This is a genomic window from Denitratisoma sp. DHT3 (assembly GCF_007833355.1).
In the GTDB taxonomy this organism is placed as follows: Bacteria; Pseudomonadota; Gammaproteobacteria; order Burkholderiales; family Rhodocyclaceae; genus Denitratisoma.
The window spans coordinates 1,034,643-1,052,471 of sequence record NZ_CP020914.1 but is presented as its reverse complement, the minus strand read 5'-3'; the positions used below and the strand labels follow the sequence as shown (position 1 = coordinate 1,052,471).

The following is a 17,829-nucleotide window of genomic DNA, read 5'->3' as shown; positions in this document are numbered from 1 at the left end:
GGGCAGATGATCGGATTCGCACCCGGGACGTGTCTTGCCCCGGGGGATGCGGTTGTGTTTCTCCAGGCGGCGCTCATCGCTTCAGGGCCCGCGCCAGGGCGTCGGCCATGGCGTTGCCCTTGGGTGCTTCCTGGCGCGGTGCGTTGCGAGGCCGGTCGTGGCGCGGGCCGCTATGGCCGGCGTTGCCGCCACTCGTGCCGCCCTTGGGCACTTCGTCCGTCAGGCGCATGGTCAGGGCGATGCGTTTGCGCGCCACGTCCACTTCCAGCACCTTGACCTTCACCACGTCGCCGGCCTTGACCACGGTGTGTGGGTCCTTGACGAACTTGGCGGACAAGGCCGAGACATGGACCAGGCCGTCCTGGTGCACGCCGATGTCCACGAAGGCGCCGAAGTTGGTGACGTTGGTGACCACGCCTTCCAGTTGCATGCCCGGTTGCAGGTCCTTCAGATCCTCGATGCCTTCCTTGAAGGATGCGGTCTTGAACTCCGGGCGCGGGTCGCGGCCGGGTTTTTCCAGTTCCTTGAGAATGTCCTGCACGGTGGGCAGGCCGAACTGCTCGTCGGTGTATTTGGCGGGATTGAGCGCCTTCACCGCGCGGCTGTCGCCGATCACTTCCTTCACGCTCTTCTGGATGTCGGCCAGGATGCGCTCCACCACCGGGTAGGCTTCCGGGTGCACGGCCGAGGCGTCGAGCGGGTCGTCGCCGTTCATGATGCGCAGGAAGCCGGCCGCCTGCTCGAAGGTCTTTTCGCCGAGGCGCGGCACTTCCTTCAACTGCTTGCGGCTCTTGAAGGCGCCGTGCTGGTCGCGGTAGGCGACGATGTTGGCGGCCAGGGTGGTGTTCAGCCCGGAGATGCGGGTCAGGAGCGGCGCCGAGGCGGTGTTCACATCGACGCCGACCGAGTTCACGCAGTCCTCCACCACCGCATCCAGGGCACGCGCCAGCTTGGCCTGGTTCACGTCGTGCTGGTACTGGCCGACGCCGATCGACTTGGGATCGATCTTGACCAGCTCCGCCAGCGGGTCCTGCAGGCGGCGGGCGATGGAGACGGCGCCGCGCAGCGACACGTCCAGTTCGGGGAATTCCCTGGCCGCCAGTTCGGAGGCGGAATACACCGAGGCGCCGGCCTCGGAGACCACCACTTTGGTGATGCCCAGCTCAGGCAGGCCCTTGATCAGGTCGGCCGCGAGCTTGTCGGTTTCGCGGCTGGCGGTGCCGTTGCCGATGGCGATCAGGTCCACGTGGTGTTTCCTGCACAGCACCGCCAGCGTGGCCAGCGACCCCTGCCAGTCGCGGCGCGGTTCGTGGGGATAGATGGTGGCGGTGTCGAGCACCTTGCCGGTCTTGTCCACCACGGCGATCTTGCAACCGGTGCGGATGCCGGGGTCCAGGCCGAGGGTGGCGCGCGGGCCGGCGGGAGCGGCCAGCAGCAGGTCGTGCAGGTTGCGGCCGAAAACGCGGATCGCCTCTTCCTCGGCGCGCTCCCGCAACTGGTTCATCAGTTCCAGTTCCAGGTGCAGGGAGAGCTTCACCATCCAGGCCCAGCGCGCGGTTTCCAGCAGCCAGCGGTCGGCGGCGCGGCCCTGGTCCTTGAGACCGAAATGGCCCGCCACCATGGCTTCGCAGGGGGAACCGCGCGGCGGGTCCTCCAGTTCCGGCTCGGTCTTCAGCGCCAGGCGCAGCACGCCCTCGTTGCGGCCGCGGAGCAGCGCCAGGGCGCGGTGGGAGGGCATGTCCCGGATGGCTTCCTTGAACTCGAACCAGTCGCGGAACTTGGCGCCCTCCGTCTCCTTGCCTTCCACCACGGCGGAAACCAGGAGGCCATAGTCGTTCAGATGGACGCGCAGCTTTTCCAGCAGGGCGGCATCTTCGGCGAAGCGCTCCATCAGGATCTGGCGCGCGCCGTCGAGCGCGGCCTTGACGTCGGGCACGTGCTGTTCCGGCGGCTCGGCGGCGGTATTCACGTACTTGGCCGCCTCTTCCTCGGGCGACAGCGTCGGGTCCGCCAGCAGGGCGTCGGCCAGGGGCTCCAACCCCGCTTCCCGGGCGATCTGGGCCTTGGTGCGGCGCTTGGGCTTGTAGGGCAGGTAGAGGTCTTCCAGGCGCTGCTTGGTTTCCGCGTTTTCCAGTTCGAGCCGCAGTTCCGGCGTCAGCTTGCCTTGCTCTTCCACGCTGGCGATGATCGCGCCGCGCCGTTCCTCCAGTTCCCGCAGATAACCCAGGCGCTCTTCCAGATTGCGCAGTTGGGTATCGTCCAGGCCGTCGGTGACTTCCTTGCGGTAACGGGCGATGAAAGGCACGGTGGCGCCTTCGTCGAGCAACTGGACGGCGGCGAAAACCTGCTGGGGGCGAACGCCGAGCTCCTCGGCGATGCGGTGTTCGATGGGGGGCAGCATGAATGATTCGCGATGGGGCTGAAAAAAGAGGCGCGAACTATGCACCAAGGCGCCGCCAAAGGCAACGCGGGCAGGATGGTCTCGTGAAGCTCGACTCCCGCCCCCCGAGGCGGGGGCCGCGCCGCATCCGCTGGCATAATGGCGTCCCTGCCCCGACGTGGGGTTTGCCCTCTTTCGAAAATGATCGAACTTCTGCTCAACCCCGGAACCTGGATCGCCTTCCTGACCCTGACCGCGCTGGAACTGGTTCTCGGCATCGACAACATCATCTTCATCTCCATCCTGGTGGACAAGCTGCCCCGGGCGCAGCAGGAATTCGCCCGGCGCATCGGCCTGTTCCTGGCGATGTTCATGCGCATCGGACTGCTGCTGCTGCTGTCCTGGATCGTCGGCCTCACCGAGCCGGTGCTGACCGTGCTGGAGCACGGCATCTCCGGCCGCGATCTGATCCTGATCAGCGGCGGTCTGTTCCTGATCTGGAAGAGCACCGGCGAGGTGCACCAACTGCTGGAGGGCGAGGAAGGCGAAGCCTCGCGCAAGGTGGCGTCGACCCTGATGGCCGTGATCGTGCAGATCGTGATCATCGACCTGGTGTTCTCGCTCGACTCGATCATCACCGCGGTGGGCATGGTGAATGAAGTGACCGTGATGATCGCCGCCGTCATCGCCTCGGTGGGCCTGATGATGCTGTTCGCCCCCGCCATCGGCCGCTTCGTTTCCGGCCACCCCACCATCAAGATGCTGGCGCTGTCCTTCCTCGTCGTCGTCGGCGTGGTGCTGATCGCCGACGGCTTCGGCCACCACGTGCCGAAGGGCTACATCTACTTCGCGATGGCCTTCTCGGTCTGCGTCGAAATGCTCAACATCCGGATACGCAAGAAGGCGGCGGCGCCGGTCGACCTGCACGAGCCCTACGTCCGGGAAACGGAATGAGCGCCGCGCGGCGGCCAGTTGCCGCCACCCCCGCCCACGGGACGGGGATTGGGAGGAAGGCTCCCCAATGAGCGCGCCGGTCGCGATCGTCGTCGGCGGCACCGGCGGCGTCGGCTCCCTGGTCGTCCTGGGCCTGGCCAGGGCCGGCCACGACATCGCACTGGTGTTCCACCAGGCCGCCGCCAAGGCCGAAGCGCTGCGGGCCGAGGTGGAAACCCTCGGCCGCCGCTGCCTCGCGCTCCAGGCCGATGCCAGCGACCCGGCCGCGGTGGACGCCCTGGTCGGGCAGATCCGAGCCGAATTCGGCCGCATCGACGTGCTGGTGAACACCCAGGGCTGCACCGGCGCGCTGCGCCCGATCCAGGAGATTTCCCTGCCCGACCTGCGCCGCACCGTCGATGTGGAACTGATGAGCGTGCTCTATTGCTGCCGCGCCGTGCTGCCGCAGATGATCGGCCAGGAGCGCGGCCGCATCGTCACCATCGGTTCAGATGCCGGCAAGGTCGGCTCCAGCGCCGAAGCCGCCTCCGCCGCCGCGCGGGGCGGCGTGATCGCGCTGTCCAAGGGCCTGGCGCGGGAAGTCGCGCGCCACGGCGTGACGGTGAACGTGGTCTGCCCCGGCCCCATCGCCACGGAACTGTTCGCCGAGAACGCCGGCACCGGCAACCTGAGCGACAAGCTCAGCGCCGCGATGGTCAGGGCCACGCCGATGAAGCGCCTGGCCCGCCCCGAGGAAGTGGCCGACCTCGTGCTCTACCTCGCCACCGGCAGCGGCGCCGCCTTCGTCACCGGCCAGGCGCTCAGCATCAACGGCGGCTTGAACATGTGCTGATTGACGTCGCCTGGCGTCATCAACTGGCACCGACCCCCGCCGCGGCCTAGGATGAAATACCTCTGACGAGGGGGAGATTTCCCATGGGCGTGGAAAACAAACCGCCGGAATTGCAGAAAGTCACCTGCGAGGAGTGTCGGAAGGAGATTCCGAACTCGGCCGCCATGGTATCGGAGGTGGTTGATTACGTTGCATATTTCTGCGGCCTCGACTGCTACCAGGAATGGAGGCAGCGCCGTCCCGACGAAGCGGCCGCGGCCCCTACGCCAAGGACCAAGAAGTAGCCGGCGCGGGGATGGCCGGTCGCGCCAGGCGACATGCCGGTCCAGCGCCGGAAGGCCCGCGAAAAGCAGGTCGGCTCGTTGAACCCCAGCCGTTCCGCGATGGTCTCGACCAACAGCCGCGACGATTCGAGGTAGCTGCGGGCCGGGCACACTGACCTCAGCGCCGAATCAAATAGCGGATGGTCGGTCCATCCTGCTGGATTTCGAGAACCTCGTAGCCGTGATTACGAGCATCCAGCGGAATATTGTTGATTGATTGCGGGCAGTCGGAAATCACCTCCAGGATCTCGCCAGGCTTCAGTGTTGGCAGCACCTCCAGGGTGGCAATGGCCGGATAGGGGCAAGGTTCCCCCAGCATGTCCAGACGATAGTCTGGTATCGCGATCGCGTCGCTCATACGGTCTCCTGAGCCAATTCAGCGCTGGCCGCGGCCTTGGCGACAAAGAAGCGTTTTTCCCACCACAGCACCGCCAGCATCGCCAATGCCAGCATCAGGTAGGTAACGATCAAGCCCCCCTGCGGACCGAACACGGTAAGCAGATTGATTTTTTCGTAGTTCGTGGCGACAGTTGGTGCAATGCTGTCCCACCAGGCGGCAAGCACGGTCGCGCCGATGATGTTCCCCAACCCCACCCACCAGTAATGCACCTGCCCTTCAACAGCGCGGTACATCCAGCCGGTTTCACAGCCTCCGGCCAACACGATGCCGAAACCAAACAACAGACCGCCGATGATGGCATTCGGTCCGGCCCAGAGTATTTTCGGCGCGACCCCCAGTTGGACATAACTGTAAATACCGATCGCACTGACGGCCATCCCGATGATGATTGCCTTGGCCATCTGCGTTCGTCCCGTCAGCCACAAGTCACGGAAGGCCGAAGTGAAGCACACTTGCGCCCGTTCGATGATCAGGCCGAAAGCCAGGCCAAACAAGGCGGCCAGACCGAGCTTCGGTGCTTCAAAACTTTTTCCGACAGCCCACAAGACAAAACCGACAAAGACCAGGATGCCGAGACGAAACCGCCTGGAGGCCCGGCCGGTATCGTGACTGAGTGGCAGCGCGGAAGAAACCTTCTGCAGGGTCACCGGAACGCGAAACAACGGCAGCATGACAAAACGCGCGCCGAACCAAGTGCCGGCGGCTGTCGCCAAGGCAAAAAACCAGGCATGCAAGGAAAACTGGGGAATGCCGGTGAAGAAAGCGGCCAGATTGCATCCCATCGCCAGGCGTGCGCCAAAACCGGCAATCAGTCCGCCGGTCACTGCCTGGAGGATGCGGATGCGATGCTGCGGCAGACGCAACTTGATGTTGTTGGCCCAGAGCGCGGCAGACAGGCAACCGGCAAACATGCCGATGATCATCACTCCATCTATCCGGTCCAGCGGCGTGCCGTTCAGACCGATGATCTTGAAATAGCCCCACGATTCCGGATGGTAGCCAGCCATCTGCAGCAGATGACCGCCCCAGCGAGTGAATTCGCCGGTAACGGCCCAAAAGGTTCCGGTGATACCGAAGTAGTAAGCAGACAGCACTCCAGCCGCAATCACCGCCGGCACCGGCGACCAGAAACGAACCATGTACATCTGTTTAAACGTCTGCCAGCTCATGATCGGGAAATCCTCCTTATTGCCCACATTGACCTTATCAGAATGTGATGACTTTGTCGGCGGCCAGCGTCCATTCCGCAAGCTCGGGCAGTGTGCCGATGCCGACGCCGGGAATCAGCGGCAACTCGGCGAGGCCGCGCGCCAGCGCGCAAGTACGACATAACTTGATCGACACGCCCGATCCGACCAGTTGCTCGACCATCGCCTGCAGGCCGTTGCCAGTGCCGTCTACCTGATTCGGCAAACCGAGTACCGATGCATCGGACATCAGAAACAAACGCACCTCGGGAGGTGCCTCCTCTTTGCCGGCCAATGCTGTGGCCAGGCGCAGTGCGGAGAGGCAACGCTCGCTGCCATAGGGAGGAGCATGGACAATGATCAGAATTTTTTGCATGGCATTCATACCTCAATGAAATTTGACCGAGGAGCAATGGACGTCAGTCATTGCCGAAAAGAGAAGGCCAGGGTTCCCGGGATTCATGTTTGCGGAACTCCCGCGGGGACATGCCCGTCCAGCGTCGAAAGGCGCGGGTAAAGCTGGTGGGTTCGCTGAACCCCAGCTGTTCGGCAATCGCCTCGACGGAAAGCCGGGAAGACTCAAGATAACTCCGGGCGAGCCCGGCCCGCACATCATCCACGATGCCCTTGTAGGACATCCCGCGCTCCTCCAGACGCCGGCGCAGGGTGCGGGGACTGACGCCCAGCCTGACGGCACATTCCTCCGGGGAAAGCAGGCGGTCGGAAAACATCAGCATCTGGGTGCGGATGTTGCGGACCCATTCATCTTCGCCGCCGCCATCGGCATTGATCAGCTTCTCGCACTGAGCACGATAAATCCGGGCCGCATTGCTGCTGGCCATGGGCAGGCGCGTGCCGAGAAAGGCGGCGTCGAAACGCACCTGCGTCCGGGGCGCATCGAACACCACCGGGCAGGTGAAGTACTGGCGGTAGGACTCGCCATGGGCCGGACGCGGAAAACCGCAGCGGATTTCCCGCAGCGGCAGCGGCCGGCCGGTCACCCAGCGGGTCACGGACAGGATGCTGCCCAGCATGTCCTCCACCGCGAACAGCACCAGATCGTCGGGAGCCACCGCCGCCTCGACCTCCAGCACGGCCTCGTCGCCTTCGGTGCGCAGGGAAAGAAAGACCAGGCGGCCACTGAAGCGGCCCGGAACCTTCTGGTATTGGCACCCCATCAGGATGGCCTCACGCAGGGTCTCGGAACACAGCATGGCGAAGCCCAGGCTGTCGAAGGTGGAGATGGGCCGATTGCTTCCCAGGGCCAGACCGAGGGCGGGATCGCGGCTCAGTCGCCGGGCGTTGCGCAGCAGGCGGATATGCTGTGCATCCGAAATGCCGCCCGGTTCCGAAAGATCACGATTTTCAAGGCCGGTGCCCTTCAGCAACGCTGCCCGGGCAATCCCGCAGGACGTCATGAACTCGGCCATCCAGGCCACATAACTCATCGAAACCATCGCGACTCCGCCCCCCGCCATTGGCGCTCCTTCACCAGCCCGGCAGGTTAATCGGCTTTGCGCCCCGGGTGAAGCCATCTCCGCCATTCCAGTCAGCCCTTATCCGGGCGTCGGAGGCATCAACAATCCCGCACCGAAAGCGTAAGGAGTGCTGCTCGCCAGCAGACAGGGTTCATGGAAGGGCCCCGACTTCAGCATCCGGTCCAGGCCGATCAGCAGATCCGCCGAGCCCACGTGTCCGGTCTCGGGCCCGGTCAGCAGAAAGCGTTCGATGGGAATGCCGATCACCTGGGCGATCAGGTGCAGGAACAGGGCGGCCGTCTGGTTGATGATCACCCGGTCGGGCGCAACGCCGAAGCGCCTTTTCATGGCTTCCAGGCTGCTCGAATAACCGTAGGCATAGCGTTCGCGGATATCGGCCCGGGAGGTGCCCATGAACAGTCGCTCGGCGGGATTGGCCCCCGCCGGGGCCACCGGATGGCGGGTGCCGCCGTACTTGACCAGCACCGTGCCGTTCAGGTCGCTCTGGGTGGTGAATTCCACGCCGTGGAAGATCGCCTTGGCGGCATGAGAGGTTCCCAGAGACACCACGGCGGCGCTGGCGCCGTCGCCGTGGGCCCAGAGTCCCATGCTCGCCACGGAGCCATGATCCACGGTGTAGGACCAGCGTTCCGCCGTGACGATCGCCGCCACACCGCCGCCGTGGAGCGCCAGCCAGCCCTGGGCCATGTCCAGGGCGGACAGGGCGCCGAGGCAGCCGATGGTCATGTCCAGTCCCAGGCAGTGGCCCTGGGCGCCGCAGGCCTGCATGATTTCCGTGGCCACGGAAAAGGACGGCAGATAGTCCCGGGAGATGCCGGCGAAGAGCACCAGCCGGAGTTCCTCGGGCGCCACCCCGGCATCCGCCAGGGCCGCCTTGAGGGCCGCGGCCCCCATGGTGCCGGGGTGGTCGTCCGCCAGGGCATGGCAGACGTTGGGCCAGCCCTGGTAGTTGCTCACATCGGCCCCCGCGGCGGCGGCCACTTCGCACACAGGGTGTGCGGGCGGCAGGTAAATGCCGGTGCCGAGGATCGACAGGGTCGTTTCCGTACTCATGGCGCTTCATCCTTCAATAAACGCTCCACGGCGTCGGCGATCTGGCTCGCCCGCTGCCGCAGTACTTCTTCCGGGACCATCTGGGTCGGATGATCGATCACGATGGCGGGGAGCGGCCGGTCCGCCGGCTGGTAGGCCATGCACCGGTTCACCTGGTCCCCGAAAGGTTCAGTCAGAATCGCGAAACCGGCGACACCGGCCCGCTGCAAAGCAATGGCGTCAAGCGAACTGCCCGACGAACAACTCCCTCAATCGGAGACTCCGCACAAGACGAGCCCCGGCTCCTGGGACAGGGAGGCCAGCAGGACCGCCGGCATGGGCGTGCCGGCGTCATTCTTCTGCAGAATCTCCTCGCGCACCTCGATGCCCCGCTGCCGCAGAATCTGCTGGGTGAAGCGCAGGATCGCCAGGGAGTTGGGCTTCTTGTGGTCAAGCAGGGTGACGCGGGGCACCTTCGGCTTGAGGGTGATCCTGATGGGATCGGACTCGGGCCGGGGGATGGGGTTCACCAGCACCTCGCAGCTCACCTCGCCGCAGCTCATCAGTTGTTTGGCCGGCAGTTTCTCCGTCATGGACTTGCTCATTGATCACCTCCGTAAAAAATCCCGATTTCAAATACCTTCGATCTGCTTGCAGACGACATTCTGGCTGCCCGCCCAACGCGGGATGACGGCCGAGAAGCGGCCGCCGGCGGCACCGCATTCGATGAAGGTCAACTGGTCGATTGTCTTCAGCGGCGTGCGCATCGCGCCGAACTCCACCTCCGCATACTCCAGGGGCGGAATGGCGATCCGCCCCACCTTCACCAGATCATCCGTCTGGCGCCGGGCATTCTCGTAGAGGTATTGCCGCGCCTGTTCCCGCGTGAACTCCGGCTTCACCAGTGCCATGTGGTCCGGCGCAATCACCACCAGATAGCCCGAAGAGCGGTAGTACCAGGCGGTCTGCCCATAATGCAGCATGCAGTCGCCGATGGTGTCCAGAATCGCCGCCCCGCTCCGGGCATAGTGGTTGTTGCAGGAGTTCGGTCCTTCGCTGGCCATGATCGATACGGCGGAAACCTCGGCGGGCAGACCAAACTGGGTGTGGTACGGCCCCCAGGCCGTTTCGGGATGCTCGGCGATGCAGAAGGACAGCCGGCCGGGATGCCCCACGGTACCGTGGGATTGCAGCACGCCGCCGCCCTTGCCGCAGAACAGCCGCATCATCTGGGCGAAACGCCCCACGGTGGCGTTGATCCGGCTGTTGGCGCCCAACGCGTTGGCTTCATGCTCGAAGCCCAGGGCCGCCACCACCGGACCGCTGACGATGACCAGCACGCTGGCCCCGCCGGTGGTCACTTCAACGCCGCTGACGTTGAACCGGGGGTCCAGGATGGCCAGGGCCAGAGCCCGCAGCACCGGCGCGTACTCGGTCTTGCAGCCGGCCATCACCGCCGTGGCCGCCACCTGCTCGGCGCGGACCTTGATGCTCTGGTCGGGTATCTCCCCCACCACGTCGCCGGCCTGCCAGCCCAGGGCCTCCAGCATGGGATCCACCAGGCTGCCATAGGGCGGAATCACCGGCAGACCGTCGGTCCAGCCGCTCTCCATGCACTTCTCGATGTCGTCCAGTACGCCGTGGCTCACCACTGATCTCCTTTCATCGCTACACCACCTTTAACCCACAGCTTTCCCGCCGGGCCGCCCCAAGGAAAAGCGGCACGCGCCGGAGGCGCAAGCGGCACACTGCTGCCACAACGCTCCCCGTAGTTTCGAGCGCAGCGAACCGCAGCGAACCCCCCGGAGGGGGGAGAAGGGGGGCGAACCTTGTTGGCGGAAGAGGTAGGAGTCGAACCCACCAAGCGCTGAGCCAGCACTTCTCTGGTTTTGAAGACCAGGTGCCCCACCGGGGACATCGCTCTTCCTGCGTCGTTCACGTCAAAATCCTTTGCGGCAATGCCGCGTCCCTGACCCGGCGGCCGTTGCCCTGGCGCTGGGTGAAGTGAATGCTGTCGAAATACTCCAGGATCTCGATGGTCAGATCGCGCCCCAGATCGAGATGGGTCTTGGCCTCGATCACCGAGAAGCTGTCCTGGCGGACGGCGAGCCGATTGATCTCGGCGGCCAGGCCCAGCAGCACGTCCGGCAGGGCCACCCGCTTGGGGCTGATCCGGCGCAGGTTGCCCGCCTGCAGCGCGGTGGCGATGACGGTCGCCTGCACTTTCTGCCCCAGCTTGAGTTCCCGCTCGATCTCGGACAACAGCGGAATCCGGAAGCCGCCCTGGGCCAGGAAGGCCCGCAGGCGCTGCCAGGCATCCTGGATCAGGGGCGAAACCGCGGGCCGGTGCGTCGCGCACTTGATCAGCCCGCCCGTCCGCAGCAGACGCTTTTCCCGGATCAGGCCATCCAGCACGGCGGCCAGCAACGGCGCGGGAACGGAAGCGTCCCTCCGCAGCAGCAGGGTTTCCTGCGGGATGCCGGTCTCCATCGGCCGGCTCGAATGCCACGCCTCGACCGCCCGCTGCAACGCTTCCCGAAGGGTGTCCCAGCGGCGTGTTTCCAGCAGCCAGTCGCCGGTGTCCGCCTGCACACGGACGATGCCCGCCAGGCCAGGGCTTCCCAGCAATGCCTCGGCCTCCGCCGCTTGCAGATTGAAAGACAGCGCGAAGTCGCGGAAATCGACGACCTGCCGCTCCTCGACCAGCAGCCGGCGCAGGATCGCGGCCGGATCATCCAGGGTCATGGCCCGCAGGTAGCGCAGGCGCGAGTCCTGGCGCTTGCGCCATTGCGGCGCGTTGGGGGCCAGCACCGTGCCGCCGCCGAGGATCGCGCTTTCGCTGTCGTCCTGGATCAGGAAGCGGTCGCCCCAGCAGACCTGCAGCGGTTCCTTGAGGATGAACTGCACCAGGCGGGTGTCGCCTTCGACAGCGCCGCCGTGCCCCGCCACCGTGTCATCGAGGAAATACGCCCGCGCCTGCAAGCGCCTGGCGCCGAGATGGAGCTTCACCGGCTGCAGATGCTTCAGGGCAAAGGGCGCATCGGCCAGCAAGCGCAGGCGCGCGTCGAAGCGCAGGCCGGGCGCCACGCAGCGGGGATCGGACAGCACGTCGCCGCGCTGGATGTCCTCGCGGGCGACGTCGCCGACCAGGTTCAGCGCGCAACGCTGCCCGGCGCAGCCCGTCGGCGACGGCCGGTCCTGGGCATGGATGCCGCGCACCCGCACCTTGGTGCCGGCCATCGGGGATTTGGCCGTCAGCAGCCGCAAGGTGTCGCCGACCGCCACGCGCCCGGCGGTGGCGGTCCCCGTCACGATCAGCCCGGCGCCTTTCAGCACGAAGGCGCGATCCACCGACAGGCGGAAGTATCCGCCGGCGGCACGCGTCCGAAGCGCCGCCGCCCGACTGTCGAGACCGGCCCGCAGCGCCGCGATGCCGACCCCCGTGGCGTTGGAAACCGGGAAGACTTCGCAGCCGGGCTGCAACCGCAACACCTCGTCGCGCACGGCCGCCACCCGCGCCGTCGCCGCGCGGTCGATCTTGGTGATGACGGCGATGCGCTCGCGAACCCCGAGCAGTTCCATGACCTGCACATGCTCCCGGGTCTGCGGCATCACGCCGTCGTTGGCGTCCACCACCAGCATGCCGAGATCGACGCCGCGGATGCCGGAAATCATGGCGTTGATGAAGCGCCGATGCCCCGGTACGTCGATGAAACCGACGGAATGACCGGCATCCGTCTCCCGGTAGGCGAAGCCCAGTTCGATGGACATGCCGCGGCGCCGCTCCTCCTCCAGGCGATCGGTATTGACGCCGGTCAATTGCCTGACCAGGGAGGTCTTGCCGTGGTCCACATGACCGGCCGTGGCGATGATCATTGCAGCCGCTCCCGCAGCGGGGCCAGTTGCCGGACGAAGACATCCTCCGTCTCCAGGCAGCGCAGATCGAGCAGCAGCCTGCCGTTGGAGATGCGCCCCAGCACCGGCACCGGCAAGTGGCGCAGCGCCTCGGCAAGCTGGCGCAGTTCGCCGTCGCCGCCCTGCGCGGGCGTGATTTCGAGGGCGGCGCTGGGAACGGTTTCGACCGGCAGCGCGCCGCTGCCGATCTGGCTGCGGCAGGGCACGGCCGCCACCTGGAAACGGGGCGCCAGCGCGCTTGCGACTTGCGGCAGCAGGCGTTGCGCCTGGGCCTCGATGTCCGCCAGCGGCCGCGTCAGCAGGCGCAGGGTCGGCAGCTTCTCGCACAGCGTCGCCGGGTTGCGGTACAGCTTCAGCACCTCGGCCAGGGCCGCCAGGGTCATCTTGTCCAGACGCAGCGCCCGCTTCAGCGGATTCTTGCGGATGCGCTCGATCAGCGCCCGGTGCCCGGCGATGATGCCGCACTGCGGCCCGCCCAGCAGCTTGTCGCCGCTGAAGGTGACGACGTCCGCCCCCTCGGCCACGGTCGCGGCGACGGTGGGTTCGTCGGGCAGGCCCAGCGCGGTGAAATCCACCAGGCTGCCGCTGCCCATGTCCACCACGAACGGCAGGCCGCGCTCGCGCGCCAGGGCGGCCAATGCCTTGGCGTCGACCGCGTGGGTGAAGCCCTCGATCCGGTAATTGCTGGTGTGCACCCTCATCAGCAAAGCGGTGCGCTCGCCGATCGCGGCGGCGTAATCCTTCAGGTGGGTGCGGTTGGTGGTGCCGATTTCCACCAGGCGGCAGCCGGAGCGGGCCATGATTTCCGGCACGCGGAAGGAGCCGCCGATCTCCACCAGTTCGCCGCGCGAGGTCGGCACCTCGCCGCCCAGGGCGAGGGTATTCAGCACCAGGAACACGGCCGCCGCATTGTTGTTGACCACCGTCGCCGCTTCCGTGCCCGCCAGTTCGCAGATCAGCGCCTCGACGTGGCTGTCGCGCTCCCCGCGCTCCCCGGCATCGAGATCGAACTCCAGCGTGGATGGCGACGTCGCCACGGCGGCCATCGCCGCCACCGCCTCGGCAGGCAGCAACGCCCGGCCCAGGTTGGTGTGCAGCACCGTCCCGGTCAGATTCAGCACCGGCCGCAGGGTCGGCTGATCTCCCGCCAGCAAGGCATCCTCCGCCCTGCGCCGGATCGCGTCGGCGGAAATCTCCGCCGCCAGGCCCTGATCCAGCTGATGCCGAATCCCGGCCAGGGCGTCGCGCACGGCCCGGCTCGCCTGATCGTGCCCCCAGCGTTCGACGGCGGCGGCCATGCGTTGCAGCAGCGCATCCACCGAGGGCAGCGCGCGCCTGGAATCCATCGCCGGCTTGTTGTCGTTCATGGCTAATACCCGGCGCCGACGTCCACGATGCCGTCGAGCGGCCGGCCCTGGGCATGGGCGTCCAGGTTTTTCAGGAAAGCGGCCAGCATCCGCTCGACGACCGCCGGCCCGCTCCAGGAGATGTGCGGGCTGACGCGCACCCGGGGATGGGCGTAGAGCCAATGTCCGGCCGGCAGGGGCTCGGGCTCGACCACGTCGAGCGAGGCCAGCGCGATGTGGCCGCTGTCGAGCAAAGGCTTCATTGCGTCCTGGTCGATCAGGCTCGCCCTGGCGACATTCACCAGATGCACCCCGGGCTTGGTCCTGGCCAGCGTGTCGGCATCCAACAGCCCCCGGCTCTGCGCCGTGGCCGGCAGGGCCAGCACCAGATGGTCGGCTTCCCGCAGCACGGCATCGAGGCTGTCCGCCAGTTCGACGCCGGCCATCGGACTCGGCCGGTGATTGCGCACCTTGGCGATGATCCGCATGTCGAAGGCCAGGGCACGCCTGGCGATTTCCCCGCCGATACTGCCCAGCCCCAGCAAGCCCAGCGTCTTTCCCTCGAGGCTGCCGAGGCTGGCGAGAAACCACTCGGCGGGCGGCGCCGTCACCCAGCGGTGGGGCAGTTGCTTTTCGAAACCCAGCATCATCGCCAGCACCCACTCCGCGATGGGCACGGCGGACGCGCCGCGCGAGCAGGTGATCAGCCGGTTGCCGGCCAACTCGAAGGGAAAGGAATCGGCGCCGGTGCCGAAGATATGGACCCAGCGCAGGCCCCGGCAGTTCACGAGCAACTCGGGCAGCGCCGCTTTGCCCTGCAGCGGCGTCAACAACGCTTCGGCCTCGCACTCCCCCGTCGGCGACGGCCTGACGATTTCGAGCGCGGGGTCTTGCCGCAGCAATGCCTGCTCGATCTCGGGGGCTTCGAAATTCAGCGCCAGTCGCATGTCCCGCTCCGTTCTCAATCGCGACGATATCCGTCCGGTCTCGCCGGCACGGCTTCGCACACTTGTTCGTTTCGCAGGATGAATCTTGGAATGGCGCGCTGTGCAAAAACAGAGCGCAAGCGGCCAAGACTTGGCATTTTCGGTCAAGATGAACTTCAGACTACCAACCGGCTCCTTCCCTTTCAAGGGGAGGGCGTCGTACGATCGGACCGGTCTTCCCTGCGGGGAGGAAGCCGAGCCCGGACCGGCGCCGGGCGGCCTATTGCCTATTCTTCCGCCGTGGCGATGTCGGCAGAATCCTGGCGGATCTGTTCCAGTTGCTCGTCGGAGAGATTGAGCAGGCGCTGGCAGGACGCGCCCAGTTTTTCCCACTCGCGGGTCAGGCTCAATCCCGTGTGGTGCTGGAGCAGATGTTCCGCCAGTTGGGCATAGGCGATCAGGCCCTTGGAAAGCAGCGGAATCTCGGCGTTTTCTTCCAGGCTGGCCGCGCTGTGGTGGTGGCGGATCGCCAGGCACAACTCTTCCGGCAGCCACCAGCTCTGTGCCAGCAGGCAGCCGATCATCGCATGGTTGGTGGGCAGGCTGTCATCCTCGACCGCCGTGAAATCGCGCTCCCGCGCCCGATTGGCCTCGGCCAGGATGGCCGGGTAGCGGCCGATGCGCTGGAGCAGGATCGGGATGCCGCAATCGCGGAACAGGCCGAAGGTGTAGGCGTCCTCGGAGGGAACCCAGACGCCTCCCGGATTGCGCTGGGCCAGCCAGCCCGAGAGCCGGGCGATGCGGGCCGAGGCGTCCCAGAAGCGGACCATGTTCTGGCTGGCCGGGAACAGCTGGCGCAGCACCAGTCCGGCGATGGCCTGGCTCGAGATCCTCAGGCCCAGGATCATCAGGGCTTCCCTGACCGAGCGGACCTTGCGCCGGATGCCGAAATAGGGCGAATTGGCAGTCTTGATCAGCCCCGCGGAAAGACTCACGTCCGTGTTGATGGCGGCGCTGATGCGCAGGAAGTCGGGATCCTCATTGCGCATCTCGGTGCCGATCCGCTCCAGAATGGCCGGGCGCGGAGGAATGTCGAGGTTGCGGAAGGAACTCTCCAGCAGGGTGTCGAGCCGTTCGTGGTCGTGCGGAGCCGGAGTCGGGGACATGTTCATTTTTTGTTCTGCAACCAGCCCTGCAGGGCATCTTCGTCCATCGGGCGGGCATGGTGATAGCCCTGCATGGCGTCCACCCCGGCTTCCGCCAGGACGTCGTGCTGCCCCTGATTTTCCACGCCTTCCGCCACCACGGTCATGCCCAGTTCGCGGCCCAGTTGGGTCATGGCCTTGACCACCGCCAGGGCCCGTCGATCCTCGGGCAGCACCTTGACGAAGGCACGGTCGAGCTTGAGCTTGGTGGCGGGAATGTCCTTCAGGTTGGCCAGGCAGGAGTAGCCGGTGCCGAAATCGTCGATCGCCAGGCCGACGCCGCATTCCCGCGCTTCCCGCAGATTCCGCTGCACCGAGTCGGAAACGTCCATGAACAGGGACTCCGTCAATTCCAGTTCGATCAGATCCGGATCCACGTCGGCGCAGAGCATGGCGCCGTGGAGCGCCTGGGAAAACTTCGGCGCCAGCAACTGGGCGCGGGAAACATTGATCGCCACCTTGGTGGAGAACCCCTGGCCCTGCAATTGACGGGCATAGCGGGCACCCTGCAGCAGGCTCCACTCGCCCAGGCGGATGATCAGGCCGGTCTTTTCCGCCACCGGAATGAACTTGATGGGCGGAATCTGCTCGCCATCGACATGGCAGCGCATCAGCGCCTCCACGGCCTCGATGCGGCCGTCCAGCCCCAGGATGGGCTGGTAGAAGAGCCGCAATCCCCCCGTTTCCAGCGCCGTATGCAGCTTGTTTTCAATATCCAGTTCCTCCCGCGCCAGCATGATACCCAGCCGCCCCGGCACCGGCTCGTCGCCGGAAAAAACGAAGCGGTTTCCACCCTGGCGCTTGGCGGCGATCATCGCCTGATCGGAGCGTTCGAGGAAGGCGAGGGGGTCCTCGTCCGCATCCAGCAGGGCGACGCCGACGCTGGCCGACGGATGCAGCTGGATCTCCCCCACTTGCAACGGCGACTCGATGGTTTCCAGCAGCTCCCGCGCCAGATACTCGGCATGGCGCCGATCCACCCGCGGCGCCAGACAGACGAACTCGTCGCCGCCCATGCGGGCCAGTTCGGCGCGGCCGCAAAGCCGCTCCTTGAGTCGATCGACGATCTGGAGGATCACGCTGTCGCCACCCAGGTGACCGAAGGATTCGTTGATCTGGCGGAAACGATCCAGATCGATCCACAACGCCGCCAGTGGCTGGCGACTCTCCATTGCCCCGCTGGCAAGCTTGGTTACCAGCTCCAGGCACCCGTACCGGTCGAGAATACCGGTGCTCGGATCACTACGAGTCAGGGTCATGCGTTTCAAAAAGGAAATCTCGAGAGAAGCTGCGAGGTTATTACTTTCGTTCGCTACGCAGTTTATCTCAGCGCTTGATGGCGTGGGGTAGTTACGTGGGGTAGTTACGTGGGGTGTTAACCACGGCGATACGGCGGGCACGACGAAAATCCTCCTGTAGTACAAACAGCGGTCTCAGGGGGTACGCAGGCCGGGTCAATGCGGCGGCGGTGTGCCGAATTTCCTGTGCCAGTCCACCGCCAGTTGGGTGGCCGCGTCCTTGCGGCCCAGGTCGGTGAACAATTCCATCGCTTCGAAATAAGCGGGTCGCGTCTCGTCCGGCGACGCGGCCAGGCGTACCCTTTTCGACCTCCCGCCCCGCCGCCCATCAGGCCGCGGGGTTTTTGTCGCCACCGCATGGGCCAGCAGTTTCGCAGGTCGGGCCGGCAACGCTCATTGCATGGGACCCATTCGCTCAATTTGACCACCTCTTGACCAGCTGCTTTGCATGGTGTCCAGTAATGGCGCGATAAACGTGGTGAGGCAAGGGGTTCGGCATGGGGACGAAATCGCTCACTGCTTGACAGGCGAG

Annotated in this window: 17 protein-coding genes and 1 tRNA gene; 3 read left to right on the top strand and 15 right to left on the bottom strand. The window is 65.9% G+C overall.

All coding sequences use genetic code 11. The features are described from left to right. Window positions 1–73: 73 nt before the first annotated feature. Window positions 74–2,401, bottom strand: a complete 2,328-nt coding sequence (locus B9N43_RS04770; protein WP_145841170.1) for a Tex family protein — start codon at window positions 2,399–2,401, stop codon at window positions 74–76. A gap of 180 nt (window positions 2,402–2,581) precedes the next feature. On the opposite strand from B9N43_RS04770, the gene B9N43_RS04765 reads away from it, so the two are divergent. The 3 genes from B9N43_RS04765 to B9N43_RS04755 all read left to right on the top strand — a co-directional run bounded on the left by B9N43_RS04765 (window position 2,582) and on the right by B9N43_RS04755 (window position 4,450). Then, window positions 2,582–3,334: a TerC family protein gene (locus B9N43_RS04765; protein ID WP_145841169.1), complete on the top strand. Its 753-nt coding sequence runs from the start codon at window positions 2,582–2,584 to the stop codon at window positions 3,332–3,334. A 67-nt stretch (window positions 3,335–3,401) separates the two neighbouring features. After that, complete coding sequence (locus B9N43_RS04760) at window positions 3,402–4,166, top strand: SDR family NAD(P)-dependent oxidoreductase (protein ID WP_145841168.1); 765 nt, start codon at window positions 3,402–3,404, stop codon at window positions 4,164–4,166. Window positions 4,167–4,249: 83 nt separating this feature from the next. Continuing rightward, entirely contained in the window at window positions 4,250–4,450 is a 201-nt protein-coding gene (locus tag B9N43_RS04755; protein ID WP_145841167.1) for a DUF3330 domain-containing protein, read from the top strand. Here the strand turns inward: B9N43_RS04755 and B9N43_RS17730 are convergent. The 14 genes from B9N43_RS17730 to B9N43_RS04690 form a co-directional block, all read right to left on the bottom strand. Further along, a complete protein-coding gene (locus B9N43_RS17730; protein WP_409994725.1) occupies window positions 4,381–4,602 on the bottom strand; it encodes a helix-turn-helix domain-containing protein in 222 nt (73 codons plus the stop codon). The genes B9N43_RS04755 and B9N43_RS17730 overlap by 70 nt on opposite strands. Window positions 4,603–4,607: 5 nt before the next feature. After that, window positions 4,608–4,847, bottom strand: coding sequence for a sulfurtransferase-like selenium metabolism protein YedF (yedF, locus tag B9N43_RS04745; RefSeq protein ID WP_145841166.1), 240 nt, complete (start codon window positions 4,845–4,847; stop codon window positions 4,608–4,610). Further along, the gene (gene yedE / locus B9N43_RS04740) at window positions 4,844–6,058 is read right to left on the bottom strand and encodes a selenium metabolism membrane protein YedE/FdhT (RefSeq protein ID WP_145841165.1); all 1,215 of its coding nucleotides are present in this window, start codon (window positions 6,056–6,058) and stop codon (window positions 4,844–4,846) included. The genes yedF and yedE overlap by 4 nt, the downstream gene beginning before the upstream one ends. A gap of 37 nt (window positions 6,059–6,095) precedes the next feature. After that, complete coding sequence (locus B9N43_RS04735; RefSeq protein ID WP_145841163.1) at window positions 6,096–6,452, bottom strand: DsrE/DsrF/TusD sulfur relay family protein; 357 nt, start codon at window positions 6,450–6,452, stop codon at window positions 6,096–6,098. Window positions 6,453–6,495: 43 nt separating this feature from the next. Continuing rightward, on the bottom strand, window positions 6,496–7,533 hold the full coding sequence (locus B9N43_RS04730) for an AraC family transcriptional regulator (RefSeq protein WP_186453984.1): 1,038 nt from the start codon (window positions 7,531–7,533) through the stop codon (window positions 6,496–6,498). Between the two features lie 99 nt (window positions 7,534–7,632). After that, window positions 7,633–8,628 (bottom strand): 3-oxoacyl-[acyl-carrier-protein] synthase III C-terminal domain-containing protein, encoded by a 996-nt coding sequence (locus B9N43_RS04725; RefSeq protein WP_145841161.1) that lies wholly within the window; start codon window positions 8,626–8,628, stop codon window positions 7,633–7,635. Next, complete coding sequence (locus B9N43_RS17660; RefSeq protein WP_315904558.1) at window positions 8,625–9,212, bottom strand: UGSC family (seleno)protein; 588 nt, start codon at window positions 9,210–9,212, stop codon at window positions 8,625–8,627. The genes B9N43_RS04725 and B9N43_RS17660 overlap by 4 nt, the downstream gene beginning before the upstream one ends. A gap of 27 nt (window positions 9,213–9,239) precedes the next feature. Then, window positions 9,240–10,256, bottom strand: coding sequence for a hypothetical protein (locus tag B9N43_RS04715; protein ID WP_145841159.1), 1,017 nt, complete (start codon window positions 10,254–10,256; stop codon window positions 9,240–9,242). 184 nt (window positions 10,257–10,440) lie between these two features. Further along, window positions 10,441–10,534: transfer RNA gene (locus B9N43_RS17135), tRNA-Sec, on the bottom strand. 8 nt (window positions 10,535–10,542) lie between these two features. After that, window positions 10,543–12,483, bottom strand: coding sequence for a selenocysteine-specific translation elongation factor (selB, locus tag B9N43_RS04710; protein ID WP_145841158.1), 1,941 nt, complete (start codon window positions 12,481–12,483; stop codon window positions 10,543–10,545). Beyond that, window positions 12,480–13,889, bottom strand: coding sequence for an L-seryl-tRNA(Sec) selenium transferase (gene selA / locus B9N43_RS04705; RefSeq protein ID WP_261379389.1), 1,410 nt, complete (start codon window positions 13,887–13,889; stop codon window positions 12,480–12,482). The genes selB and selA overlap by 4 nt, the downstream gene beginning before the upstream one ends. Window positions 13,890–13,891: 2 nt before the next feature. Next, window positions 13,892–14,815, bottom strand: coding sequence for an NAD(P)-dependent oxidoreductase (locus B9N43_RS04700; protein ID WP_145841157.1), 924 nt, complete (start codon window positions 14,813–14,815; stop codon window positions 13,892–13,894). A gap of 266 nt (window positions 14,816–15,081) precedes the next feature. After that, window positions 15,082–15,960: an HDOD domain-containing protein gene (locus B9N43_RS04695; RefSeq protein WP_145841155.1), complete on the bottom strand. Its 879-nt coding sequence runs from the start codon at window positions 15,958–15,960 to the stop codon at window positions 15,082–15,084. A 2-nt stretch (window positions 15,961–15,962) separates the two neighbouring features. After that, window positions 15,963–17,258, bottom strand: a complete 1,296-nt coding sequence (locus B9N43_RS04690; protein ID WP_261379388.1) for a putative bifunctional diguanylate cyclase/phosphodiesterase — start codon at window positions 17,256–17,258, stop codon at window positions 15,963–15,965. Window positions 17,259–17,829 lie beyond the last annotated feature (571 nt).